Genomic DNA, 24,784 nt, shown 5'->3' with positions numbered 1-24,784 from the left:
CGCCATCAAGGCCCTGAACAGCGGGGCCTTGGCCCTCAAAGATGAGGGCCTTGATGAGCGATATTCTGTGCATTGGGTCGGTCCTTTGGGACATCATCGGGCGCGCGCCGTCATCCTTGCGGTTGGGGTCGGATGTGCCAGGGCGGATTACGCGGCTGCCAGGCGGGGTTGCGATGAATATTGCCATGACCCTTACGCGCTTTGGCCTGCGGCCTGCGCTTCTGACAGCGGTGGGGCGCGATGCCGAGGGCGATGAGTTGATCGCGGCCTGTCTGCGGATGGGCTTGGATTGCACCCATGTCTATCGCTCAGACGATCTGCCGACCGACCGCTATATGGCGATTGAAGGCGCAAACGGGCTGATTGCGGCGATTGCCGATGCGCATTCGTTGGAAACGGCGGGTGACAAGATTTTGCGCGCGCTTGGCGATGGGGTGCTTGGGTCTGCCGCCGCGCCCTATGCCGGGCTGATCGCGCTGGATGGCAATCTGACCGAGGCGCTGATTTCCGATATCGCCCGATCGCCTTTGTTTGCGCGCGCCGATCTGAGGGTGGCCCCGGCCAGCCCCGGCAAGGCAGAGCGGTTGATGCCGCTGCTGGGGCATTCACGTGCGACGCTTTATGTTAATCTGGAAGAGGCCGGGCTGATCGCCAAAGGGCGCTACGACTCGGCGGCAGAGGCGGCCTCGGCACTGCTGGCGCGGGGGGCGGCACGGGTTTTGGTGACAGATGGCGGGCGCGATGCGGCCCATGGTGTGCAGGGCCAGGGTGTGATCACCGGGCAGCCGCCTCAGGTGCTGGTCACACGGGTCACCGGGGCGGGCGATACGTTCATGGCCGCGCATATCGTGGCCGAAGCGCGCGGAGACCATCGCGCACAGGCTTTGGAGGCGGCGCTGCGTGCTGCCGCTGACTATGTTTCAGGAGATATCGGATCATGACGCTACCCCTTACATTCTCGCCCGAAGTGGCGCAGGCCCGCGCATCTGGTGCGGCTATCGTGGCGCTGGAATCCACCATCATCACCCATGGCATGCCGTTTCCGCAAAACGTGGAAACCGCGCGGGCGGTAGAGAATGAGGTACGCGCACATGGTGCGGTGCCTGCCACCATCGCCATCATTGGCGGGCGGATTCACATTGGCCTGACGTCGGAAGAACTGGACCAGTTGGGGCAGGCGCAGGATGTGGCAAAGCTAAGCCGCGCCGATCTGGCGGCTTGTCTTGCCACCGGGGGCATGGGGGCCACAACCGTGGCCGCCACCATGATCTGCGCGCATCTGGCGGGAATTCATGTGTTTGCCACTGGCGGCATCGGCGGCGTGCATCGCGGGGCGGAGACCACGTTTGATATCAGCGCCGATCTGCTGGAACTGGCCGCGACCCCGGTGACGGTGGTGGCTGCGGGTGCCAAGGCAATTCTTGATCTGCCCAAAACGCTGGAGGTGCTGGAAACCCATGGCGTGACGGTCATCGCCTACGGTCAGGATGACTTTCCGGCGTTCTGGTCGCGGTCATCTGGGCTGAAGGCACCTTTGCGGATGGATCACGCACGCGACATTGCCGCCGCGCAGCGGCTGCGCACGGCGCTTGGTCTGCCCGGTGGGCAACTGGTGGCCAATCCGATCCCGGTTGACGCCGAGATTGCCAGCCATGAGATCACGCCCGTAATCGAGCGCGCGCTGCATCAGGCCGAGGAGCAGGGCATCAGCGCCAAGGCGGTGACACCGTTTCTGCTGGACCGCATGTATGAGATGACCGAGGGCCGCTCGCTGACCTCTAACATCGCCCTTGTTTTGAACAATGCGCGGTTGGCAGCGGCAATTGCGCGCGAGATGGCGGCGGGCTGATCAAAACGTCACATAAAATTCGCGTGGCCACAGGGTTTGGCCATGCAAGTGCCATTGTGCCCGGACCCGGCGATCCTTAACTATGGCTCGATCAGTGAGGAACCATGACAGAGCCAACGCCACCCAGCAAACGCCGGAGCCTGCTTATAGGCCTGCGGTCTTCATTTCTGACCGGTCTGGTTGTGGTTTTGCCGGTGGGGCTGACCATCTATCTGATCTGGACGGTGGTGGGCTGGATCGACGGCTGGATCCTGCCGCTGATTCCCGGTCCCTGGAAGCCCGACGTTCTGGTGCGCCAATGGTTCGGGCAAGACGCCACGATCCCGGTGCGCGGCGTGGGCGTTGTGGTGTTCTTGATCTTTACCGTCTTTGTCGGCTGGTTGGGCAAGGGGTTTATCGGGCGCAAGTTCCTGATCTGGGCCGAAGGTGTGGTAGACCGCATGCCGATAGTACGCTCGCTTTACAACGGCTTGAAGCAGATCGCGGAAACCGTGTTTTCGCAAAACGAGTCGAGTTTTGAGCGCGCCTGTCTGGTGCAATACCCAAAGGAACATATCTGGGCCATCGGCTTTGTGTCGACCCGTGCCAAGGGTGAGTTGCAGGCAAAGCTGAACGCAACCGGCTATATGGATGTGATCTCCATTTTCCTGCCGACCACACCCAACCCGACCTCGGGGTTCTTGCTGTATGTGCCTGAAAAGGATGTGGTCTATCTGGATATGAAGGTGGAAGACGCGGCCAAGCTGATCATCTCGGCCGGGCTGGTTTACCCCAATGGCAAGGAAGCGCCGGGCGTTCCCGTGCGAAACCCGTCAGCCAAAGAGAGCGGACAGATCAAAGCTGGCCTCTGACCCCAGTTTCTTGCCATGCGTGTGCAAGAACGCATCCGCCGCCAGATGTCCTGCCGCGCGCAACCGCGCGAACAGCGCAGGCGAGGGCGACATTTTGGTGGCCCCGGTCATTTCCGTCATCAGCGCGTCGTCAGACATCAGATGGATGCGCACATCTTTCATCGTGCCGCGCTCCAGCCTGCCTTCGCGCAGCAGACGGCGCACGAAATGCACGGCGCGCAACTCGCCCAACAGGGCCGCGTTGAAGCTGATCTCGTTGACGCGGTTCTGAATATCAATCGGAGTTTTAGGTACACCGGGACGCAGCAGCGGGTTGATCGACACGATCAGCACATCATTGGGCAAATGCGCCTGATAGAGCGGAAACAGCGCCGGATTGCCCGCATATCCACCATCCCAATAGGCATGGCCGTCAATTTCGACCGCCTGAAACACAGTTGGCAGGCAGGCCGAGGCCATCAACGCCTCGGGCGTGATCTGGTCACCGGAAAAGATTCGGATACGCCCGGTATCAACGCGGGTGGCCCCGATGAAAAGCTCTGGGCCCTCAGACGCGCAGACATCGCTGAAATCCAGCCGCCGCACGATTTTTTCCAGCGGATTGCGCCACATCGGCCCCCAAGCATAGGGTGTATAAACCTGCGAGGCCATGCCTTGCGGCGAAAACGGCGACATCGACATGGCGATCTGTCCCATGGCCTGAAAGCCGGGTGCCATGGTTTGCATCCAGTCGGGAATGCGCAGATCAGACACCCGCGCCACATCGCGCCAAAGCCGCGCCAGAGAGTCTTTCGCGCCCTTGCGCCCGCCCTTGATCATGCCCGCTTTCAGCGCCGCTGCGTTCAGCGCCCCCGCGGACGTGCCCGACAGCGCTGCAATCTCGACGCTGTCTTCATCCAGCAGCCGGTCCAGCACGCCCCATGTAAAGGCGCCATGCGCACCGCCGCCTTGCAGCGCGAGATTGATCCTGGTGGTCATTGATGTCTCCTTTGGCCTGTAACCTAGTGTTTCTGCACTGCGGCGCAAGGTTCAGGCTTGCCAATCACCGGGGATAGGGGTAACGACACGCCACTTCACAGGCAGGTGCGGGCCATGGCGGGGAGAAATCCCGTTTGGTCCACCGGTTGGGGGAAACCCTGAGATCATCTGCCGAGGCGCAAACCGGAAAAGGATATATGGACATGGCGCTCCCAGAATTTACCATGCGTCAGCTGCTTGAAGCTGGCGTTCACTACGGTCACCAGACGCAACGCTGGAATCCGAAGATGGGCGAATACATCTACGGCGACCGCAACGGGATTCACATTCTCGACCTGACGCAGACTGTTCCGATGCTGGATCAGGCGCTGAAAGTCGTGCGTGACACGGTTGCCAAGGGCGGCCGCATTCTGTTCGTCGGCACCAAGCGTCAGGCCCAAAAGCCAATCGCAGAAGCAGCAGAGCGTTGCGCGCAGTTCTACATGAACCACCGTTGGCTGGGCGGCACGCTCACCAACTGGAAAACCATCAGCGCGTCAATCCAGCGTCTGAAGCAGATTGACGAAGTGCTGGCTGCCGGCGCCGAAGGTCTGACCAAGAAAGAGCGCCTTGGTATGGAACGTGACCAGGGCAAACTGCAAGCGTCGCTTGGTGGTATCCGTGAAATGGGCGGCACGCCTGACCTGATCTTCATCATTGATGTGGGCAAAGAAGACCTTGCCATTCTGGAAGCCAAAAAGCTGGGCATTCCTGTTGTGGCCGTGGTTGACACCAACTGCTCGCCCAAGGGTGTGGACTATGTGATCCCCGGCAACGACGACGCTGCCCGTGCGATTGCTCTGTATTGCGAGCTGATCGCCCGCGCTGCCCTTGACGGCATGTCGGCCCAGATGGGTGCTGCTGGCGTTGACCTTGGCGCGCTGGAAGAAGCGCCCGTGGAAGAAGCTATCGAAGAAGCTGTCGCCGAAGCCTGATTGGCTGTCGTCGTTTTGTGACATGGCGGGGGGATAACCCCCGCCAACCCCATTTTATGGAATTCGGGAGACTGACCATGACAATCACCGCTGCAATGGTGAAAGAACTGCGCGAATCCACCGGCGCAGGCATGATGGACGTGAAAAAGGCCCTGACCGAAAGCAATGGCGACATGGATGCCGCCATCGACTGGCTGCGCACCAAAGGTCTGGCGAAAGCCGCCAAAAAGGCCGACCGTGTCGCCGCCGAAGGTCTGGTCGGCGTGGCTGTGACCACAGGCAAGGGCGTTGCTGTCGAGATCAACTCGGAAACCGATTTTGTCGCCAAGAACGCCGATTTTCAGGCGCTCGTGCGTGAAGTCGCCAATGTGGCCCTGACCACCGGCGACTCGATCGAAGTGGTGAAAGCCGCGCATCTGAACGGCAAGACCGTGGATGAGGTGATCCAGGAATCAATCGCCCGTATTGGCGAGAATATGACCTTCCGCCGGATGCACATTCTGGAAGGCGAAACGGTTGTGTCTTATGTCCACAACTCGGCCGCTGATGGCATGGGCAAAATCGGCGTGCTGGTTGCGCTGAACGGCCCTGCTGACAATGCGCAGGCCATCGGCAAGCAATTCGCCATGCACATCGCCGCTACCGCACCACTGTCTTTGTCGGAAGCGACCATGGACCCAGCTTTGGTAGAGCGTGAACTGGCCGTGCAAACCGCCAAGGCACTGGAAGAAAACGCAACTTCGGCCAAGCCGAAACCCGAGCAGGTGATCACCAACAACATCATTCCGGGCCGGATGAAGAAGTATCTGGCAGAGAACACGTTGCTGGGTCAGGCTTTCGTCATCAACCCGGATCTGACGGTGGAACAAGCCGCCAAGGAAGCCGGCGTTGAAATCACTGGCTATGCCCGTGTGGCGGTTGGCGAAGGCATCGAGAAGAAAGAAGAAGATTTCGCGGCTGAAGTCGCGAAAATGGTTCAGGGCTGATTTCAGTCTGACCAGACAGGAACGGGGCGGCCTTTGGGTCGCCCTTTTTCATTACCGCCACAGGACCGTGTATTCGGACAACAAAAAACGGTGTGCCCCCAAAGGACACACCGTTATCTGTTTGCGCCACACCTACTGGGGATGAGGACAGGACGCAGACCGAACACTCTCTATCAGTCGCCGGCAATTGACGACCGTTTACAGCATTACAACCAAAGGGCAGGGGACACCTCTGGCACAAAGCGTGACAGGAGTCAGGTCGATGAAAATGCATCGTCTGGCCCCTGCCGTTCCATTGCCCGAAGGCTACCACTCACGGAACAAGGTCACTTTGCGCCACTCCCTGCCGTTGCGTAAGTCAGGATTTCCCTACCATCGGAGCCTTGGCCACACGCTGAAAGATCATGTTCAAAAGTGAAGCTTTTGCAACAGCTTGCGTTGTTGTCTCCACCTGTAACGCCTCACGCGCAAGGCGCAGGTGCTTTTCCACCATCGCCGTAGACACTTCCATCAGCATGGCGACATCCTGCGTGGTCTTGCCATCGGCCACCCATTCCAGCGCCTGACGCTGGCGTTCCGTCAGGCTGCGCTTGGCGGTCGGCTGGGGCAGGGTGATGATCTTGAGGTGCATCAGATGGGAAACCGCCAGCAATTCATCACGGTGCCGCTCCCAGATCGCTTCCACTTGATCGGGGCCGATGCCTGTGTCAGCAATCAGGCCAAGCGCGCCCTTTGACCGGGTGGACGCCTCAGGGAAGCTGACCGAAACTCCGGCCACAATGCCTATGGCGGCGTTCTGCCGCACGGCATCCATTTCTTCGGGCGTCAGTTGCCCGGCATCAAACGCGTCTTTCACCCATCTCCACGTGGTTGCCCCCACATTCGACACAGCCCAGCGATACACCGGCGTGCGCGCGTAAAACCCGTTTTGGAAATAGAACCGTGCGTAATCGGCATCGCCAGTGGTCAAAAAGATCGCATCGTCAGGGTCGCCCACATTGCGCTTGTGCAAAAAACGGGTGAAGCCGTAATTGGCGCGGGCAAAGCCAAGACTGCCGAAAAAGCCCGAGGCCATTCCCCAGACCTCATCCACCGTTGTGGCTTCTGCCATGCGTGAGATCAGCGGCAAAACAGCCGTCATGTTGGTCCCCATCGTTACACCGCTCATGGTGCCTTGTTCTCATCCCTGACTGTTGTTTTAACCTCGGATAGGCTTTCGGTCAAACTTCCGTGATTCTGAAAAGGGCAAGTGATGCAGGCGGATGTGGTTGTCATCGGTGGGGCGGTGATGGGGGCGTCGGTGGCCTATTGGCTGACGGTGATGCAACCGGGGCTGGATGTGCTGGTGGTCGAGCAGGATACGACATTCGCCCGCGCGTCGACCGCGCTGTCGGTGGCGTCCATCCGTCAGCAGTTCACCACCGCAGTCAATGTCGAAATCTCGCGCTTTGGCATCGAGTTTATCCGCGATTTCAAGGCGCGGATGGGTCTGGATCTGGGGCTGAAGGAACAGGGCTATCTGTTTCTGGCGCAAACCCCCGAAGGGGCCGCGACGTTGCGCGATGTAGCTGCAATGCAGCGCGCGCATGGCGCGGCAACCGAGGTATTGACGCCGGGGCAGATCAAGGCACGGTTCCCATGGCTGGAGGTGGGTGATCTGAGCGCGGGCAGCTTTGGTGCGACGGGTGAGGGCTGGTTTGACAACATGGGCCTGTTGTCGGGGTTCCGCACCATGGCCAAGGCGCAAGGCGCACGCTTTGTCAACGACCGGGTGACGGGGCTGCGCATGGTGAGCGGGCAGGTGGCGGGCGTGGTTCTGGAGCACGCGGGCGAGGTGGCCTGCCGCTTTGCCGTCAATGCCGCAGGCACCCGCGCGTCCGAAGTGTGCCAGATGGCGGGGCTGACCCTTGCCGTCGAGCCGCGCAAGCGCACGGTCTTTGTCATCGACGCCCCCAACGCCCGCCACCCCGACGCGCCTTTGCTGGTCGATGCCGGGTTCTATCTGCGCCCCGAACAGAACCACTGGATCACCGCCACCGTGCCGCAAGACGATTGTGCCTGTGATCCGAATGACTTTGAGCCCGATCTTGATCTGTTTGAACAGGTGATCTGGGAACAGCTTTACGCCCGCGCACCGGTGTTTGATGCGGTTAAAGTAGTGCGGCACTGGGTTGGGCATTATGCCTATAACACATTGGACCAGAACGCTATTCTTGGCCCGCACCCGGAGGTTCCGAACCTGCTTTTGTGCAACGGCTTTTCCGGACATGGCTTGCAGCAATCACCCGCTGTCGGGCGTGGCATTGCCGAACAAATCCTGACCGGGGGGTGGCAGACGATTGATCTGAGCGACCTGTCCGCCGCACGCATGATTGAGGGCCGCGCCTTTCGCGAATTGGCCGTGGTTTAACCCTTGGCCGTTTCACAACGGGGCAGGGCACGACAGTCTTGCGCGGCCTGCGGCGCAAGGCCAAGCATGGCGTCATACATCGTCAGATAGACAGTCCCGGTCAGATCGTGCAGGAAATGCGTGCGCTGCAAACGGTCCATCACCGGGCCTTTCACCTCGGCCAGATGCAGGGTGACGCCTGCATCCTTCAGCCGTGCATTGGTTGCCTCAAGGCTTTCCACGGCGCTGCTGTCGATGTCATTCACGGCCACACAATTCAGCACGACATGGCGGATGGCCTTGTTTTCCGCCACAGCACCCAACAGCGTATCTTCAAGAAAGCGGGCGTTGGGGAAGTACAGCGCCTCGTCTATGCGCAGCGCCAGCACCTCTGGCACCGTGGTCACATTATGGCGCAACACATTGCGGAAATGCTCTGTGCCCTGCACCTGACCGATCACCGCGACATGCGGGCGTGACGTGCGGTAGAGGTGCAACAAAACCGACAAAGCGACCCCAGCGGCGATGCCCGCCTCAACCCCCACCGTCAGCGTCAGCACAATCGTCACCGCCATCGCGGCAAAATCGGCGCGGTTGGATGCCCAGACGCGTTTGACTGCGCTGCTATCCACCAGACCCAGTACCGCCACGATGATGGTGGCCGCCAAAGTCGCCTTGGGCAGATGATAGAGCAGGGGGGTCAGAAACAACGTGGCCAATGCCATCGCAACCGCCGTATAGGCTCCTGCCGCAGGCGTTTGCGCGCCTGCATCAAAGTTCACCACCGACCGTGCAAAACCACCCGTCACCGGAAACCCACCCGAAAGACCCGCGCCAATGTTCGACGCACCAAGCGCAATCAGTTCCTGATCAGGATCGATTCGCTGGCGGCGCTTTGCTGCAAGGGTCTGCGCGACCGACACCGTTTCCACATATCCCACAAGCGAGATCAGTGCCGCGGGCAGCAAAATTGCCTGCCACAACGCCGGATCAAGAGATGGCAGCGCAGGCATCGGCAGGCCCGACGGAATGTCGCCCACCACTGCCACTCCACGCTCGGCCAGCCCAAGTCCCCAGGCCGCCAGCGTGGTCAATGCCACCGCCGCCACAGGCGCGGCCCGCACGATCACTGCCGCCACGCCGGGCCGGACGCCACGGCGCTGCAACAGCGCCTTGAGGCTGGACCGTGACCACCACAAAAACGCCAACGCAAAGCCACCCAAGGCAAACGTGAACGGGTTCAGCCCGCCGATACCCTTGGCAATCCCGATCACCACTTCAATCAGAGTATGACCCGGCGCCGAAATGCCCAAAATTCCCGGAATCTGTCCCACAGCGATCAGCACAGCCGAGGCGCTGATAAACCCCGATATTACCGGATGGCTGAGAAAATTCGCAATAAAACCCAACCGCAGCAGCCCCATGGCCAGCAGCATCAACCCGGACAGCACCGCCATTGCAATGGCAGCGCCCAGATACTCCGCTGTGCCTTGCGACGCGATCTGTCCCACCGCCGCCGCCGTCATCAGGCTGACCACCGCCACAGGCCCGACCGCCAGCGTGCGCGAGGTGCCAAAGACTGCATACAGAAGCAAAGGTGCGATCGAGGCATAAAGCCCGACCTCGGCCGGCAAACCCGCCAATAGCGCATAGGCCAGCGATTGCGGGATCAACATGATCGTGACAATCACCGCCGCCATCAGGTCAGCCGCCGCTGTCGGGCGATTATACACCGCCAACCAGTCAAGGATTGGAAAATATCGTTTCATCGCGCTCTCCAGCTTCACGGCCTCTATAGGCAAGGCGCAGACATATATCAAGTTATGAATGTGTATCTGTGGTGCGGGATTTCAAGTTGCAAGCGTGCAGTGGTTACCGTTTATATTACATAATATGTATTATAGGATTTACTGAACAAAGACTGGCAATGGCCAGAACTTGCCCCTGCCTAGCTAAATCATCAATGTGAGGATTTGGTGCACCCAGCACGATTCGAACGTGCGACCTTTGCCTTCGGAGGGCAACGCTCTATCCAGCTGAGCTATGGGTGCCTGAGGAGTTCTATAGCCGCGTTGCTGCGACCCTGCAACGGGAAAGGATTTGTCAGTGCTGCGGCTTAGCCAAAAATTTCGTGGCAGAACTCCAGCGCGCTGATCAGCACATCAACTTCGGCTTCGGTGTTATACATCGCGAATGACGCGCGGCATGTGGCGCCTACACCCATATGTGCCATCAGCGGCATGGCACAATGCGTGCCCGCGCGCACTGCGATGCCGCGTTTGTCCAAGATCGTGCTGATGTCATGCGCATGGGCTGCACCGTCTAGCGTAAAGCTGAAAATCGCGCCCTTGGTTGCAGAATTGCCCTGTACGTTCAGCCAGTTAAGGCCAGACAAGCGCGCATGGGCATAGTCGCGCAACCGGGTTTCATGCGCGGCGATCTTGTCCATGCCAATGTCCATCAGATAGGACAACGCAACCCCCAGCCCGATTTGCTGCACAATGCCCGGAGTGCCGGCCTCAAACTTCATCGGTGCGTCGTTATAGCTGACCGTATCGCGCCCGACCTCGCGGATCATGTCGCCGCCGCCAAGGAACGGACGCATTTCCTCCATCCTCTCAGCCTTGATGAAGATCGCGCCGGAACCGCTTGGTCCGTATAGCTTATGTCCGGTGATAGCAAAGAAATCACAGCCCATCGCCTGCACATCAATTGGCATGTGAACCGCTGATTGCGAGCCATCAACCAAGGTCGCCACGCCTCGCGCCCGCGCAGCGTGACAAATGCTCGCCACATCCACCACAGTGCCCAGCACATTCGACATTTGGGTGATCGCCACCAGTTTGGTGCGCGGTCCGATCGCATCTATCACTGCTTGCGGGTCCAGATCGCCATTGGCATCGCAATCGACCCATTTCAGCACCACGCCCTGCCGTTCGCGCAGGAAATGCCACGGCACGATATTGGCGTGATGCTCCATGATACTCAGCACCACCTCATCGCCGGGTTCAAACCGCGGCGCGGCCCAAGCATAGGACACCAGATTGATCGCCTCGGTGGTGCCGGTGGTAAAGACAATCTCGTCCTCTGACCCTGCGTTGAGGAAGCGCGCGATGATGCCGCGCACCGCCTCATATTTATCGGTCGCAAGGTTGGAAAGGTAGTGCAAGCCACGGTGAACATTGGCATATTCCATCGAATAGGCCGTTGTCACAGCGTCAATCACACAGCGCGGTTTTTGCGCGCTTGCCCCGTTGTCCAGATACACAAGCGGCTTGCCGTTCACCTGTCGTGACAGGATCGGGAAATCATCGCGCAGCTTTGGCACATCCAACGTCATCACATCCCCGGCGCAATAAAGGGTATCAACACAATGGCCAGAACAAACCCGATCGCAAGCAGTGCCAGAAGCACCCCGAAAAAGGTCATCAGAACCGATTTGAACCCGTGAAGTTCGGCCACGAAGTTACTGAGCAACCACAGAAATATGCCTACCGACGCATAGCCCACGATCACCGAAAGCGGAGGCAGCAGAACTTGGGTCACGATCTGCACGACCTGCAGGATCAGCAAGATGAACTGTAGCCAGATCATCAGGATCAGCGCATCCTCAAAACGGCCCACGCCGCCACGCCAGCGCCCGACGTAATGGATCACGAACACCGCCCCCAGCATCAGCGCGCCCTGCATCACCGCACTTGTCACCGGGCTGGACATGGCGCCTGCCATCTGCTGGCGCACCTCTAGCGGCATCAGCGCAAACGCCAGATGTGCCAAAATCGCTGAGACCACTGCCATCAGCGCCAGTGCCACCCAGCGCGCGCCGATAGGCATGTTTGCACCCATCACCATCCGCGCGCCTTCACGCGGATTTTGTATGGTAAAGCGCGCCAGCGACAGCAAGGTTGACAGCGACAAATCCATTCAGCGTTCCACTTCGATCAGGGCCACCGCCCAAAAAATCACAAAGGCCACCCCGGCGACCACCCCAACCGCAGTCAGGCCCGGACCGGGGCCTATCATGCCAGCGACCAACCCTTGCAGCAGCATCAGCGGGCCTACCGCCACCAGCGACCAGAACAGCGCAATGCGCGCGCCATACCAACTGCCCCTGCCCCCGAACACCCGTGCAACCACACGGCTAAGTGCCGCCAGACCATACCACAGCGGAATTGTCGCCAACAGCGCCAGCCCTATGGCCAATAGTCGCGGCGCAACCGGGCCGTTTCCATCGGCAAAGGCCGCACGCGATGCGCCGGGCCACTGCGCCACAAAGGCCAACACCAAAAACACCACCAGCAGACTGAAGGCAAAGGGTTCAGACCGCCCGCGCGCCAGATGACGGCGCACCACAACACGCGGACGCCGCCAGCTTTCAACGATATCGGTGGTAATCGACATCAGTGTTCATGGCGTTGCAGCCAGCCTTCCAGGCGGCTGCGGATGTCTTCGGCAATCGCCTCATCTTCAATCTCGCCAATGGCTTCCGCGAGAAACGCCAGCACCAGCAGGCTTTGCGCCACACGCTTTGGCACGCCGCGCGATTGCAGGTAGAACAAGGCAGTGTCATCAATCGCGCCCGAAGTGCTGCCATGGCTGCATTTCACGTCATCGGCGTAGATTTCCAGCTCTGGCTTGGCCAGAAACTGGCTGTCACCATCCAGCAAAAGACTTTGGCTGATCTGATAGCCATCGGTCTTTTGCGCGCCCTGCTTCACCAATATCTTGCCTTGAAACACGCCAACCGCGCCGTTCATCAATACTTTCTTGAACACCTGTCGGCTTTCGCAACGTTGGCCTTCATGGGTCATGAACACAGTGTCGTCGTGGTGGAAGGTGCCATCCCCCACCGCAGCCCCCGCCACATGGGCCACGCCGTCATTGCCGACCAATTCGACAATCTGCTCATTCCGGGTCAGGCACCCATTTGCGGTCAGGGTGAAAGACTTGAATAAAGCCCCTGCCCCAACGCGCGAAAACACATGCGTTGCCGCACGGCGTTCATGGTCGCGACCCTGCGCGCGGATGTGGTGAAAGCGCGCCGTATCGGCCACCTCAACCTCCATCACGCTGGTGATGCGAGCGGCAGCGGGACCGTTTTCCAAAATGGTCAGTTCCGCGCCCTTTTCCAGCTTGATGCAATGGTGGATCAACGCGTCAGAGTGCTCGGCGCGGTGAAGATAGGTGAAAGACACCGGCTTGGCCGCCTTGGCAGTCGCCCGGATCAGAAAGCCCTCGGCCGCATAGGCCGTGTTAAGCGTCGCCAAGGGCCGGTGCACCGGGGTCTGGCCACGGGTTTCCAGCACGCCGTAAACCTCACGCGCCCAGTGGATATCCACACCATCTGCTTTGGAGAGATGGGTAATCTCAACCCCTGCCAAGGCCGGATCGTCGGACTGCGCCGCATCAAACACGCCATCCACAAACACCAGTTTGACCGCGTCGATCCCGTCAAACGCAGGGGCCTCATCGCCCGCATCAAACAGCGCGGCAGGCATTGGCGCGGCCTGTGTCAGGCTGGCCGGATCGGTGTAGCGCCAGTATTCATCGCGCTTGTTGGGCAGGCCCATGGCGGCCAGACGGCTGGCCGCATCGCGTCGCGCAGCCCCCAACCAGCCAGAGCCGCCAACCGCCAGCCCATCCAGCCGCGCCGCGAGGGCGTCGGATTTTGCTTGCGCCAAGGCCATTACTTCGCCTCCGCCAGCAGGTCGGCGTAGCCGTTGTTCTCAACCTCAAGCGCCAACTCCGGCCCGCCGGATTTGATGATGCGACCCGCGGCCATGATATGCACGACATCAGGTTTGATATGGTCCAGAAGCCGTTGATAATGAGTGATAACAAGGAACGACCGCCCGGCATCGCGCAGCGCGTTTACGCCCTCGGCCACCAGTTTCATAGCGTCTACGTCAAGGCCTGAATCGGTCTCATCCAAGATGCACATCTTGGGCTCCAGCATCGCCATCTGCAGGATCTCGTTGCGCTTCTTCTCGCCGCCGGAAAAGCCGACGTTTACCGGGCGCTTGAGCATTTCTGCATCAATCTGCAGGGTCTTCGCCTTGGCCCGCACGATTTTCAGGAAGTCACCCGCCGAAAGTTCGTCCTCGCCGCGCGCCTTGCGCTGTGCATTCACGGCAGTGCGCAGAAAGGTCATGTTGCCGACGCCCGGAATTTCAACCGGGTACTGGAACGCCAGGAACAGCCCCGATGCCGCGCGCTCTTCTGGCTCCATCTCCAGCAGTTCCGCACCCTCCAGCGTGGCGCTGCCTTCCGTCACTTCATAGCCTTCGCGGCCCGCAAGAACATAGGACAGGGTGGATTTTCCCGACCCGTTCGGCCCCATGATCGCATGCACTTCACCTGCGCCGATTTTAAGATCAACGCCGTTCAGGATCACTTTATCTTCTTCTTCAAGCTTCACGTGAAGGTTTTTGATTTCCAACATTTTTTAGCCTCTTGGTATTCGGAACTGGCCCAAAGGCCCTCTATTGCGGTTTCAAAAACCACGCCATGACCCACGCCAGTTTATCGGCGGGTATGGCGGTTGGTTTCAGGTGAAATTCGGCCATGCGGCCATGAATCGTTACGGGGCGGAACATCGCTTCGATCGCATGATAGGGTTCGCGCTCGGTGTAATCGTCAAACAACACGGTCACGGGCCGAGTAATGCGAAAGGCCGTGGCCAGCAGGCACGCGGGCCGGAACCGACCGTCAATCAGCACAAGATCAGGGTGGCGAAACTGGGGATGATCCCAGATATCAAGGGCGTAGCCGGGGAACTTGCGAAACGCCTTCTGACCCGTCGGCATGCCCCACTTACCGGTCGGACCGATGTCGGCGTGGTGCAGAACCACCTCAGCCTTGGGCGGGTGGCGATCAAACCACGCTTGCATGCCAGCCAGCCATTCCGCATCGCTTTCTACCGAAAGCACGGTCTTGCCCATGTCCGCCGCCATAACAGTTGACCCGCCAGAGCCGTATTCCAGCACGACGTCAGCCTTGCCCAAGGCAAGATCCAGAGCCCCTGCCTCTTCATCCGGCAAGGTTACGACAGGGCGCTCGGTCAGCTTAACCATGGCAATGTGCCATGGCGTCAGTTGCCAAGAGGTATCGCATGAGGTTCATCGCGCAAGCCATTGATAAAAATCCGTTACCCCACAGAACCTTCAAGAGAGATCGCCACAAGCGCCTGCGCTTCCATGGCGAATTCCATCGGCAAGGCTTGCAGCACATCCTTGCAGAACCCGTTCACGACCAGCGCCACCGCTTCTTCTTCATCCATCCCGCGCGAGCGGCAATAGAACAACTGATCTTCGTCCACCTTCGATGTGGTCGCCTCATGCTCCACCCGGCTGGAGTTGTTCTTGACCTCAATATACGGCACCGTATGCGCGCCGCATTTGTCACCGATCAGCAGGCTGTCACACTGGGTATAGTTGCGGCTGTCGGTCGCTTTTGGGTGCATGGACACAAGGCCACGATAGGTATTCTGCGCGCGCCCTGCCGAGATGCCCTTGGACACGATGCGCGACTTGGTGCGCTTGCCCAAATGGATCATCTTGGTGCCGGTATCGGCTTGCTGGGCGTTGTTGGCGATGGCGATCGAATAGAACTCACCTTGGGAATCGTCCCCGCGCAGGATGCAGGACGGGTATTTCCAGGTGATCGCCGACCCGGTTTCAACTTGAGTCCACATCACCTTGGCCCGGTCGCCCCGGCAATCGGCACGCTTGGTCACAAAGTTGTAGATCCCGCCTACGCCGTTTTCATCGCCCGGATACCAGTTCTGCACGGTCGAATATTTGACCTCGGCATCTTCCATGATCACGATTTCCACCACAGCCGCATGCAGCTGGTGGGTGTCGCGTTTTGGCGCGGTGCAGCCCTCAAGGTAGGACACATAGGCCCCTTTGTCGCAGATGATCAGCGTGCGTTCAAACTGGCCAGTGTTTTCAGCATTGATGCGGAAATAGGTTGACAGCTCCATCGGGCAGCGGGTGCCCGGCGGGATGTAGACAAAGGAACCGTCTGAAAAAACAGCGGAGTTCAGCGTGGCAAAGAAGTTGTCGGTCGGTGGCACAACCGAACCGATGTACCTCTGCACCAGTTCAGGATGCTCACGCACAGCCTCGGAGATTGAGCAGAAAATGACCCCGGCCTTCGCCAGCTCTCCCTTGAAGGTGGTGCCAAGTGAGACAGAGTCGAACACCGCATCCACCGCGACCTTACGCTCGCCGCCCTCAGGCGCCTCAACACCAGCCAAAAGAGCCTGCTCTTTCAGGGGAATGCCAAGTTTCGCATAGGTCGCCAACAGCTTTGGATCAACTTCATCCAAAGACTTAGGCTTGACCGCCATGCTTTTGGGTTTGGCGTAATAATACTGATCCTGATAGTCGATTTCAGGATAGCTCACCATCGCCCAGCGGGGTTCTTCCATCTTGACCCAACGGCGGTAGGCCGCCAGCCGCCAATCCAGCATCCACTGCGGTTCTTCGTTTTTGGAACTGATCAGCCGCACGATATCTTCGGACACGCCCTTGGGAGCGTAATCCATTTCGATATCGGTTTCCCAACCGTGTTTATACTTGCCGGACATGGCTTGTACGGTTTCGATCGTTTCGCGATCCACACCTTCACGCACTTCTGTCTCAACAACGTCCATAGGACTTTTCCTTTATCTCAGTGCCTTGCGGCCAGTTATTCATGCTGCGCGCGCCAATGCCTTGGCATAACCCGCCGCCCAGACCTCGGCAAATCGCAACACATCGTCGCGCAAAATGCCGGGGCCGATTGATATGCGGATCGCCTGTGCGGCCAACCCGTCGTCAAAACCCATGGCGCGCAGCACGCGGCTGGGCCGAACCTTGCCGCTGGAGCACGCAGAACCAGCCGAAACGGCATAGCCCGCAAGATCCATCGCCATCACCTGTGTCTCGCCTTTCCAGCCTGGCGCGATAAGGCACAAGGTGTTCGGCAGGCGTGACACACCTTTCCCGACTGAAATAGTATTGTTTGCGAGGCCCGACAATGCTGAATCTAGAATATTTCTAATTTCAGCCACCTCGTCCCAGACACCATTGGCCAGATCGCGCGCCGAAGCCTCGGCCGCAGCGGCAAAACCGGCAATGCCGATCAGGTTCTCTGTCCCTGCCCTGCGACCCATTTCCTGCCCGCCTCCGCGCAGCTGCGCCTGCGTCTCGATGCCGGGCCGCAACACCAAAGCGCCAATGCCCTTGGGCCCGCCCAGTTTATGCGCAGACACCATCCCCATGTCACAGCCAAGCCAGTTGAAGGCCAAGGGCACCTTACCAAAGGCTTGCGTCAGGTCCGACAGCGCCAGCCCCTCTGGCAGGGTTTGCAGGATGCCGGTTTCGGAATTGGCCAGCTGAATCGCCGATTCGCGCGGCACATTCGCCTCGATCCGGCCTGCCGCATCGACTGGCAGCAAGGGTTCGCACCAGCCAAGCACTGCATCATGCTCTACCTCGGAACAGGCCAGATCACGCCCGGCACTGGCCAAAGCGGCGGCCTCGGTCGCGCCAGAGGTAAAGACGATATCCGCTCCATCAGCCCCCAACGCGGCGGCAATCTGGCCGCGCGCCTTTTCCAACAGCGACTTGGCGGCGCGGCCTTCGGCATGAACGCTGGACGGATTGCCCACCAGATCCATTGCCGCAATCATGGCGGCCCGTGCCTCGGGTCGCAGCGGGGTTGTTGCGTTCCAGTCCAGATACAGGCGTGTCATTCTTCATCCACCACGCGAAACAGCGCAGGCACAGCCGGACAGGGCTGCATTTCATTGCGGATCACATCCGACAGCCGGGTCTGGTGCAAAAACACATAGACGCTGGCGCTAAGCCCTTCCCACAGCCGATTGGTCAGGCTTTGGGCGCGGGTCCCAGAAACACCGCCCGATGCCCCTGCCCCAGTGTGCAGTGCGTCCACGGTTTCCTCGACCGCCTCCATTACCTCAGACACGCGGATATCTGACGGGCTGCGCGCAAGTTTATATCCGCCCCCCGGCCCGCGCACCGCCTCGACCAGACCTGCGCGGCGCAGTTTGACGAACAATTGCTCCAGATAGGGCAAGGAAATGTCCTGCCGCTTGGCGATGGCGGCCAGCGAAACCAACTCATCGACCTTGGCCTCCATCAGTGCCAGATCGGCCAGAGCGACCATCGCATAACGCCCTTTGGTCGATAGTTTCATGTTCAGACCCCTGATTGGCGGAAATACCGCCTGCAAATGGATTGACGCGGAACAACGGGGCCATTACCTGAATTTGACCTTTAGGCTAGCCCTGTCACATGTTGACACGCGATGCTTTAGAACGGTTCTAGATATGCCGAGCGTTATCGTCAAGAAATCGCTCGCTGGAAAGACAGGCAGGAAACATATGCCCGAAGTGATCTTCGCAGGCCCGGAAGGCCGACTTGAAGGCCGTTACCACCCGCAAAAGGATCGGGACGCCCCTATTGCCATCGTTTTGCATCCGCATCCGGCCTATGGTGGGACGATGAACAACAAGGTGGTGTATAGCCTGCACTACGCCTTTTACAATCTTGGCTTTACGGTGTTGCGGTTCAACTTCCGCGGTGTCGGGCGTAGTCAGGGTGAATACGATCAGGGCATTGGTGAGTTGTCGGATGCGGCATCGGCGCTGGATTACCTGCAATCGATGAACCAGAACGCCAAGCATTGCTGGGTTGCCGGATTTTCGTTCGGCGCGTGGATCGGGATGCAACTGTTGATGAGGCGCCCCGAGATCACCGGCTTTATCTCGGTGGCCCCGCCTGCCAACCTGTATGATTTTTCCTTCCTTGCGCCCTGCCCTTCGTCTGGCCTTGTGATCAACGGAACGGCTGACAAAGTGGCCCCGCCAAAGGACACCAAAACGCTGGTAGGCAAGTTGCACGAGCAAAAGGGCATCACCATCACTCATACCGAGGTTGAGGGCGCAGACCACTTCTTCAAGGATGAAGAGGCCCATATGAAGCCGATGATCGGCACCGTGTCGGATTACGTCCGCCGCCGTCTGGGCGAGGTGTCGCGGTGAGCGATTTCATTCAGGAACTGGCAGACAGCCTTGCGCGTGACGTGCTGGATGGCGGCATTGCCCTGGATGACCCGTATTTCTACGAAAAAGTGGCCAAAGTGGTGGGCGCATCTTCGCCCACCTTGCAAGAGGTGTTCATGACCTCGATCCGCATTCGCTTGGCCGAAAAGCGTGGGCGCGAGTTTCTGGAAAAGGCATTGGCCGCCAAACGCGCAGGCCAAAAGCTGCCCGAAGCCCCGCGTGAGGCCGAAAAAGGCGGGCACTAGCGTGGATGCGACCCGGCTGGCAGCGCAGTTCGCCTTTCTGAACGAAGCGGACCGGCTTAAATCGGTCTTGCGCGCCACCACGCTGGTTGACGGATCGCGCCCGGAAAATTCGGGTGAGCATTCCTGGCATCTGGCGCTTTATGCGTTGGTGCTTGCCGATCAGGCCGGGCCGGGCGTGGATATCAACCGGGTCATCCGCATGTTGCTGATCCATGATCTGGTGGAGATCGACGTGGGCGATGTGCCGATCCATTCGGCAAATGGTCTGGCGCATGGATCGGTGGATACCGTGGCGGCAGAGGCAAAGGCTGCGGACCGGATTTTCGGCCTGCTGCCCCCCGATCTGCGCGATAGTCTTCGCGCGGTGTGGGAGGAGTTCGAGGCCGCCCAAACGCCCGATGCAATTTTCGCCAAAAGCCTTGACCGGGTGCAGCCTGTGATGGCCAATCTGATGTCGGGCGGCGGCACCTGGACAACCTATAACGTGACCGCAGAACAGCTTGAAACCCGCGTGGGGGTAAAGATTGCACGCGGCGCCCCAGGGCTGTGGGATTGGGTCAAGGCGAAGTCGGCACCCTTCTTTGCATAGTGGTGAGAGTTTTCGGTATGCAATTGCATACAAGGCTTCCCAAACACCCCGTCTTGCGCTATAGACGCGGCAACCGAATCCAACACCGAAAGGGCCGATTATGACCAAAATCAAGGTGGCAAATCCCGTTGTCGAACTCGACGGCGACGAGATGACCCGGATCATCTGGGATTTCATCAAGCAAAAGCTGATCCTGCCCTATCTGGACATTGACCTGAAATATTACGATCTGGGGATCGAGGAGCGTGATCGCACCAACGACCAGATCACGATTGATTCCGCCGAAGCGATCAAGAAATACGGTGTGGGCGTCAAATGTGCGACCATCACCCCCGATGAGCAGCGGGTCGAGGAATTCGGCCTCAAGCAAATGTGGCGCTCGCCGAACGGCACCATCCGCAACATCCTTGGTGGCGTGATCTTCCGCGAGCCGATCATTTGCAAAAACGTGCCGCGCCTTGTGCCCGGCTGGACCCAGCCGATCGTTGTGGGCCGTCATGCCTTTGGCGACCAATACCGCGCGACCGACTTCCGTTTTCCGGGGGCTGGCAAACTGTCGATGAAATTCGTCGGCGAAGACGGCACTGTGATCGAGAAAGAGGTGTATTCCGCCCCGTCTTCGGGCGTTTACATGGCGATGTATAACCTTGACGACTCCATTATCGACTTTGCCCGGTCGTCGATGAACTATGGCCTTCTGAAAGGCTGGCCAGTGTATCTGTCGACCAAGAACACGATTCTGAAAGCCTATGACGGGCGGTTCAAGGATTTGTTTGCCAAGGTCTATGCCGAGGAATTTGAAGACAAGTTCAAGGCCGCCGGCATCCATTACGAACACCGCCTGATCGATGATATGGTCGCATCCGCGATGAAATGGTCTGGCGGCTATGTCTGGGCGTGCAAGAACTATGACGGCGACGTGCAGTCCGATACCGTGGCGCAGGGCTTCGGCTCGCTTGGCCTGATGACCTCCGTTCTGATGACGCCCGATGGTCAGGTGGTTGAGGCAGAGGCGGCGCATGGCACCGTGACCCGCCACTACCGCCAGCACCAGAAGGGTCAGCAGACCAGCACCAACTCTGTCGCGTCGATCTTTGCCTGGACCGGTGGTCTGAAGCATCGCGCCAAGCTGGACAACAATGATCAGCTGATGCGCTTTGCGCAAACCTTGGAAAAGGTGACCGTGGATGCGGTCGAAGACGGCCACATGACCAAGGATCTGGCGCTGCTGGTCGGTCCGGATCAGAAATGGCTGACCACGATGGGTTATCTGGAAATGGTGGATCAATACCTGAACAAAGCGCTCAAAGGCTAAGATCAGCCACTTTGGCCAAAAGAACTCCGGGGGGCATCACAATGCCCCCCGGATTTATTTATTTCTTGGGCGTAAAGATGTGGTCGTTCGGCCCGATCTGCGTCGCCGTATAGCCAAGACCCTGCATCACCTTTGCCGTTGCCGCATAATCCGCACCGCCTTCGGACAAAGCGGCCCAGATCGCGGGCTTAAATGCCTTGATCACCTTTTTCGCACCCGACAGCACTTCCAGATGCATGCCTTCGACATCAATCTTGATGAAGGTCAGGCCGTGCAGTTCTTCGGCCTCGATCAGATCATCCAACGCCACCATCGGCACCGGGCCATTCTTTGCGGCGGCAAAGCGAGTCGCCCCCAGATTGCGCGGGTTGAACCGGGCAACATCACCCCGGCCCGAAGTCGCCCCGACCATGCAGTTATAGGCTTGCGCATCGGTCAGCGCGTTCAGTTCCAGATTGCGGTTCAGCGTGGCGTAGCAATGTGGCTGCGGCTCAAACGCCAGCACACGCTTTGCCCCCAGCACCTTGCCAAAGAACACCGACGCATTACCAATATTGGCCCCGATATCGCACACCGTCGCATCAGGCTTGATCAGCCCCATGCTCTGCACGGCGGCCAGCAAGCGGGCCTCATAAAACTGGCGTGCGCGCAGGATGACGCGCTGCACATAATCATCCTGAGCGTCGGGCAAGGACAACGCGATCCGCGCCAGGCCCGAATGAAAGCGCAGGATATGGCCGTCTTCCAGCAAGGCCACCCGCTGCAGATGAACGGATTCGTCCATCAGCTTGATCATTTGTTCCATCTTTTCCGACATAGCTGCCGTCTGGTCGGCCACTTCCTCGGGAACCGAGAGGGGAACAACCCCCAATACACGTTTTGCCTGCATGGTCTGCCTCGTTTGAATTTTGGGTCAAGCTGCCGTTGCGCGTACAGAAAACAAGACCATCGCGGCTACAGTATGGCAGGAAAAGGGCTGGACAGGTCAGCATCGCTGTCCTACCAAGCAGCGATGACCCAGCCTGAAAAACACAGCCTGACCGAAGATGCCCAAGGTTTTGCGCTGGGAGTTTTTCTGTGCGCCCTGTCGCTGCAATTCCTGACCCATGCCGGGCTGATCACCGGGCAAACCGCCGGTATCGCGGTGATTATCTCATATCTGTCGGGGTGGAGCTTCGGGGTGGTGTTCTTTATCATCAACCTGCCGTTCTATATGCTGGCATGGCTGCGTCTGGGCCCGCAATTCACTGCAAAATCGCTGATCTCTGTTACGGCGCTGTCTGGGCTGACACTTATTTTGCCTGACCAGATATCCTTTGCCCAACTGTCGACCCCGATGGCCGCAATCACCTTTGGTGCGCTGACGGGGGTGGGGCTTTTGGTAATCTTTCGCCACAACGGATCACTGGGCGGGCTTGGCGTTGTCGCGCTGATCGTGCAGGACAAGACCGGGTTTCGGGCAGGCTATGTGCAACTGTGCGCCGATGCGGTGATCTTTTGCGTGGCGCTGTTTTTGTTCCCGCTCCCTATTGTGGCATGGTCTTTGCTGGGCGCAGTGGTGCTTAATATCATCATTGCCATCAACCATCGCCGTGACCGATATATCGCCACATGATCTGCGTGTGATCGGCACTGGCCAATCCGGGTGAAACCCTGTAAGGGCTGCCCAACAATCATTAGACCCTATTGAAAGTGACCCCTCCCGATGGAGCTTCGCAACATTGCCATCATCGCACACGTCGACCATGGCAAAACCACGCTCGTTGACGAGCTTCTGAAACAGTCGGGATCTTTCCGCGACAACCAGGCCGTTGCAGAACGCGCCATGGACAGCAACGACATTGAACGCGAGCGCGGGATCACGATCCTTGCGAAATGTACCTCGCTGGAATGGGCGGGCGCCAGGATCAACATCGTTGACACCCCCGGCCACGCCGATTTCGGTGGCGAGGTGGAGCGTATCCTGTCGATGGTCGATGGCGTTGTGCTGCTGGTGGACGCGGCCGAAGGCCCGATGCCGCAGACCAAGTTCGTGACCTCCAAGGCGCTTGCGCTTGGCCTGCGTCCGATTGTGGTGCTGAACAAGGTCGACAAGGCCGATGCCGAACCCGACCGCGCGCTGAATGAGGTGTTCGATCTGTTCGCCAACCTTGGTGCCGACGACGATCAGCTTGATTTCCCAGTGCTTTACGCATCGGGCCGGTCCGGCTGGGCCGATGTCGAACTTGACGGTCCGCGCAAGGATCTGTCGGCCCTTTATGATCTGGTGCTCAAGCATGTGCCAGCGCCTGCGCAGATCGCGCGCCGGGCCGAGCCGTTCCAGATGCTTGCCACTACGCTGTCGGCTGACCCGTTCATCGGTCGTATTCTGACCGGCCGGGTAGAGGCGGGCACGCTGCGCGCAGGCGAAACCATCAAGGCGCTGAGCCGTGATGGCGAGCGGCTGGAGCAGTTCCGCGTGTCCAAGGTTCTGGCCTACCGTGGCCTTGTGATGACCCCGATTGACGCCGCCGAAGCCGGCGATATCGTGACCCTTGCGGGCATGACCAAAGCCACCGTGGCCGACACACTGTGCGCGCTGGAGGTTGATACCGCCCTGCCCGCGCAGCCGATTGACCCGCCGACCATCTCGATCACCTTTGGCATCAACGATTCACCGCTGGCTGGCAAAGAAGGTTCAAAGGTTCAGTCGCGGATCATCCGCGAACGTCTGATGAAAGAAGCCGAGATCAACGTGGCGATCAAGGTCACCGACACGCCGGGCGGCGACGCCTTTGAAGTGGCGGGCCGGGGCGAATTGCAGATGGGCGTGTTGATTGAAAACATGCGCCGCGAAGGTTTTGAGCTTTCGATCTCGCGTCCGCGCGTGCTGTTCCAAGAGGTTGACGGCGTCAAATCCGAGCCGATTGAAGAAGTCACCATCGACGTCGATGACGAATACACCGGCGCTGTCATCGAAAAGCTGACCGGCCCCCGCAAGGGCGATCTGGTCGAGATGAAACCGGCAGGTGTTGGCAAGACCCGGATCATTGCCCATGTGCCGTCGCGCGGTCTGATCGGCTATCATGGCCAGTTCATGACCGACACCCGCGGCACCGGGGTTCTGAACCGTGTGTTCCACGGCTGGGCCCCCCACAAGGGCCCGATTGAAGGGCGTCGTCAGGGCGTGCTGATCTCGATGGAAGCGGGCATCTCGGTGGCTTACGCGATGTGGAAGCTGGAAGACCGTGGTCACTTCTTTATCGGTGTTCAGGAACCTGTCTACACCGGCATGATCATTGGTGAGCATAGCCGCGACAACGATCTGGAAGTGAACCCGCTGAAGGGCAAACAGCTGACCAACGTGCGCGCAAGCGGCACGGATGAAGCCGTGCGCCTGACCACGCCGGTCAAGCTGTCGCTGGAACAGTGCATCGCATATATCGACGATGACGAACTGGTTGAGGTGACGCCGAAATCGGTGCGGATGCGCAAACGCTATCTGGACCCGCATGAGCGCAAGCGCCACAGCCGCAGCGCCTGAGACAAGCGGCC

The 24,784-nt window shown here is 59.4% G+C and carries 25 protein-coding genes and 1 tRNA gene; 12 read left to right on the top strand and 14 right to left on the bottom strand.

Annotated features, from left to right (window positions below):
- Positions 1–53 precede the first annotated feature (53 nt).
- The 3 genes from Q8K08_RS17305 to Q8K08_RS17295 all read left to right on the top strand — a co-directional run bounded on the left by Q8K08_RS17305 (position 54) and on the right by Q8K08_RS17295 (position 2,700).
- Complete coding sequence (locus tag Q8K08_RS17305; protein WP_305250942.1) at positions 54–941, top strand: PfkB family carbohydrate kinase; 888 nt, start codon at positions 54–56, stop codon at positions 939–941.
- Positions 938–1,849 carry a pseudouridine-5'-phosphate glycosidase gene (locus Q8K08_RS17300; RefSeq protein ID WP_305250941.1) on the top strand — a complete coding sequence of 304 codons (912 nt, stop codon included), beginning with the start codon at positions 938–940 and terminating at the stop codon, positions 1,847–1,849. The genes Q8K08_RS17305 and Q8K08_RS17300 overlap by 4 nt, the downstream gene beginning before the upstream one ends.
- Before the next feature lie 104 nt (positions 1,850–1,953).
- Positions 1,954–2,700: a DUF502 domain-containing protein gene (locus Q8K08_RS17295; protein ID WP_305250940.1), complete on the top strand. Its 747-nt coding sequence runs from the start codon at positions 1,954–1,956 to the stop codon at positions 2,698–2,700.
- On the opposite strand, the gene Q8K08_RS17290 is transcribed toward Q8K08_RS17295, so the two are convergent.
- Positions 2,662–3,678 (bottom strand): patatin-like phospholipase family protein, encoded by a 1,017-nt coding sequence (locus tag Q8K08_RS17290; RefSeq protein ID WP_304798016.1) that lies wholly within the window; start codon positions 3,676–3,678, stop codon positions 2,662–2,664. The genes Q8K08_RS17295 and Q8K08_RS17290 overlap by 39 nt on opposite strands.
- Before the next feature lie 197 nt (positions 3,679–3,875).
- Between Q8K08_RS17290 and rpsB the strand changes: the two genes are divergently transcribed.
- Both rpsB and tsf read left to right on the top strand, forming a co-directional pair.
- Positions 3,876–4,652, top strand: a complete 777-nt coding sequence (gene rpsB, locus Q8K08_RS17285; protein WP_304798014.1) for a 30S ribosomal protein S2 — start codon at positions 3,876–3,878, stop codon at positions 4,650–4,652.
- 77 nt (positions 4,653–4,729) lie between these two features.
- On the top strand, positions 4,730–5,638 hold the full coding sequence (gene tsf, locus Q8K08_RS17280) for a translation elongation factor Ts (protein WP_305250939.1): 909 nt from the start codon (positions 4,730–4,732) through the stop codon (positions 5,636–5,638).
- Between the two features lie 358 nt (positions 5,639–5,996).
- On the opposite strand, the gene Q8K08_RS17275 is transcribed toward tsf, so the two are convergent.
- Complete coding sequence (locus tag Q8K08_RS17275; protein ID WP_305250938.1) at positions 5,997–6,806, bottom strand: LuxR family transcriptional regulator; 810 nt, start codon at positions 6,804–6,806, stop codon at positions 5,997–5,999.
- Between the two features lie 84 nt (positions 6,807–6,890).
- Here Q8K08_RS17275 and Q8K08_RS17270 point away from each other — a divergent pair, with 84 nt between their 5' ends.
- Positions 6,891–8,048 carry an FAD-binding oxidoreductase gene (locus tag Q8K08_RS17270; RefSeq protein ID WP_305250937.1) on the top strand — a complete coding sequence of 386 codons (1,158 nt, stop codon included), beginning with the start codon at positions 6,891–6,893 and terminating at the stop codon, positions 8,046–8,048.
- On the opposite strand, the gene Q8K08_RS17265 is transcribed toward Q8K08_RS17270, so the two are convergent.
- The 11 genes from Q8K08_RS17265 to Q8K08_RS17215 all read right to left on the bottom strand — a co-directional run bounded on the left by Q8K08_RS17265 (position 8,045) and on the right by Q8K08_RS17215 (position 18,233).
- Entirely contained in the window at positions 8,045–9,796 is a 1,752-nt protein-coding gene (locus Q8K08_RS17265; RefSeq protein WP_305250935.1) for a SulP family inorganic anion transporter, read from the bottom strand. The genes Q8K08_RS17270 and Q8K08_RS17265 overlap by 4 nt on opposite strands.
- A 205-nt stretch (positions 9,797–10,001) precedes the next feature.
- Positions 10,002–10,078: transfer RNA gene (locus Q8K08_RS17260), tRNA-Arg, on the bottom strand.
- Between the two features lie 65 nt (positions 10,079–10,143).
- A complete protein-coding gene (locus Q8K08_RS17255; protein WP_304804654.1) occupies positions 10,144–11,367 on the bottom strand; it encodes a cysteine desulfurase in 1,224 nt (407 codons plus the stop codon).
- A complete protein-coding gene (locus Q8K08_RS17250) occupies positions 11,367–11,951 on the bottom strand; it encodes a Yip1 family protein (protein ID WP_304804652.1) in 585 nt (194 codons plus the stop codon). Before Q8K08_RS17250 ends, Q8K08_RS17255 begins: the two co-directional genes overlap by 1 nt.
- A complete protein-coding gene (locus tag Q8K08_RS17245; protein ID WP_304804650.1) occupies positions 11,952–12,428 on the bottom strand; it encodes a YIP1 family protein in 477 nt (158 codons plus the stop codon).
- Complete coding sequence (locus tag Q8K08_RS17240; protein ID WP_304804648.1) at positions 12,428–13,714, bottom strand: SufD family Fe-S cluster assembly protein; 1,287 nt, start codon at positions 13,712–13,714, stop codon at positions 12,428–12,430. Before Q8K08_RS17240 ends, Q8K08_RS17245 begins: the two co-directional genes overlap by 1 nt.
- Positions 13,714–14,469, bottom strand: coding sequence for a Fe-S cluster assembly ATPase SufC (gene sufC, locus Q8K08_RS17235; protein ID WP_304804646.1), 756 nt, complete (start codon positions 14,467–14,469; stop codon positions 13,714–13,716). Before sufC ends, Q8K08_RS17240 begins: the two co-directional genes overlap by 1 nt.
- 40 nt (positions 14,470–14,509) lie before the next feature.
- Complete coding sequence (locus tag Q8K08_RS17230; RefSeq protein WP_304804643.1) at positions 14,510–15,100, bottom strand: hypothetical protein; 591 nt, start codon at positions 15,098–15,100, stop codon at positions 14,510–14,512.
- Positions 15,101–15,174: 74 nt separating this feature from the next.
- Positions 15,175–16,686, bottom strand: coding sequence for a Fe-S cluster assembly protein SufB (sufB, locus tag Q8K08_RS17225; protein WP_304804640.1), 1,512 nt, complete (start codon positions 16,684–16,686; stop codon positions 15,175–15,177).
- A gap of 39 nt (positions 16,687–16,725) precedes the next feature.
- Positions 16,726–17,769 (bottom strand): cysteine desulfurase family protein, encoded by a 1,044-nt coding sequence (locus Q8K08_RS17220; RefSeq protein ID WP_304804638.1) that lies wholly within the window; start codon positions 17,767–17,769, stop codon positions 16,726–16,728.
- Complete coding sequence (locus Q8K08_RS17215) at positions 17,766–18,233, bottom strand: Rrf2 family transcriptional regulator (RefSeq protein WP_304804633.1); 468 nt, start codon at positions 18,231–18,233, stop codon at positions 17,766–17,768. Before Q8K08_RS17215 ends, Q8K08_RS17220 begins: the two co-directional genes overlap by 4 nt.
- A gap of 187 nt (positions 18,234–18,420) precedes the next feature.
- Between Q8K08_RS17215 and Q8K08_RS17210 the strand changes: the two genes are divergently transcribed.
- From Q8K08_RS17210 to Q8K08_RS17195, 4 genes are all read left to right on the top strand, one after another.
- Positions 18,421–19,080 (top strand): alpha/beta hydrolase, encoded by a 660-nt coding sequence (locus Q8K08_RS17210; RefSeq protein ID WP_305250933.1) that lies wholly within the window; start codon positions 18,421–18,423, stop codon positions 19,078–19,080.
- Entirely contained in the window at positions 19,077–19,346 is a 270-nt protein-coding gene (locus tag Q8K08_RS17205) for a hypothetical protein (RefSeq protein WP_304804629.1), read from the top strand. Before Q8K08_RS17210 ends, Q8K08_RS17205 begins: the two co-directional genes overlap by 4 nt.
- 1 nt (position 19,347) lies before the next feature.
- On the top strand, positions 19,348–19,935 hold the full coding sequence (locus Q8K08_RS17200) for an HD family hydrolase (RefSeq protein ID WP_304804627.1): 588 nt from the start codon (positions 19,348–19,350) through the stop codon (positions 19,933–19,935).
- 100 nt (positions 19,936–20,035) lie between these two features.
- On the top strand, positions 20,036–21,250 hold the full coding sequence (locus Q8K08_RS17195; RefSeq protein WP_304804625.1) for an NADP-dependent isocitrate dehydrogenase: 1,215 nt from the start codon (positions 20,036–20,038) through the stop codon (positions 21,248–21,250).
- Between the two features lie 58 nt (positions 21,251–21,308).
- Here Q8K08_RS17195 and Q8K08_RS17190 read toward each other — a convergent pair whose 3' ends face one another.
- Positions 21,309–22,139, bottom strand: a complete 831-nt coding sequence (locus tag Q8K08_RS17190; protein WP_304804623.1) for an FkbM family methyltransferase — start codon at positions 22,137–22,139, stop codon at positions 21,309–21,311.
- Positions 22,140–22,262: 123 nt separating this feature from the next.
- Here Q8K08_RS17190 and Q8K08_RS17185 point away from each other — a divergent pair, with 123 nt between their 5' ends.
- Together Q8K08_RS17185 and typA are read left to right on the top strand one after the other, a co-directional pair.
- The gene (locus Q8K08_RS17185; RefSeq protein WP_305250932.1) at positions 22,263–22,865 is read left to right on the top strand and encodes a YitT family protein; all 603 of its coding nucleotides are present in this window, start codon (positions 22,263–22,265) and stop codon (positions 22,863–22,865) included.
- 90 nt (positions 22,866–22,955) lie between these two features.
- Entirely contained in the window at positions 22,956–24,773 is a 1,818-nt protein-coding gene (typA, locus tag Q8K08_RS17180) for a translational GTPase TypA (protein WP_304800644.1), read from the top strand.
- Positions 24,774–24,784 lie beyond the last annotated feature (11 nt).

Origin of the sequence: Pseudotabrizicola sp. (assembly GCF_030684215.1) — a bacterium.
In the GTDB taxonomy this organism is placed as follows: domain Bacteria; phylum Pseudomonadota; class Alphaproteobacteria; order Rhodobacterales; family Rhodobacteraceae; genus Pseudotabrizicola.
This window is presented reverse-complemented; position numbering and strand designations above follow the sequence as displayed.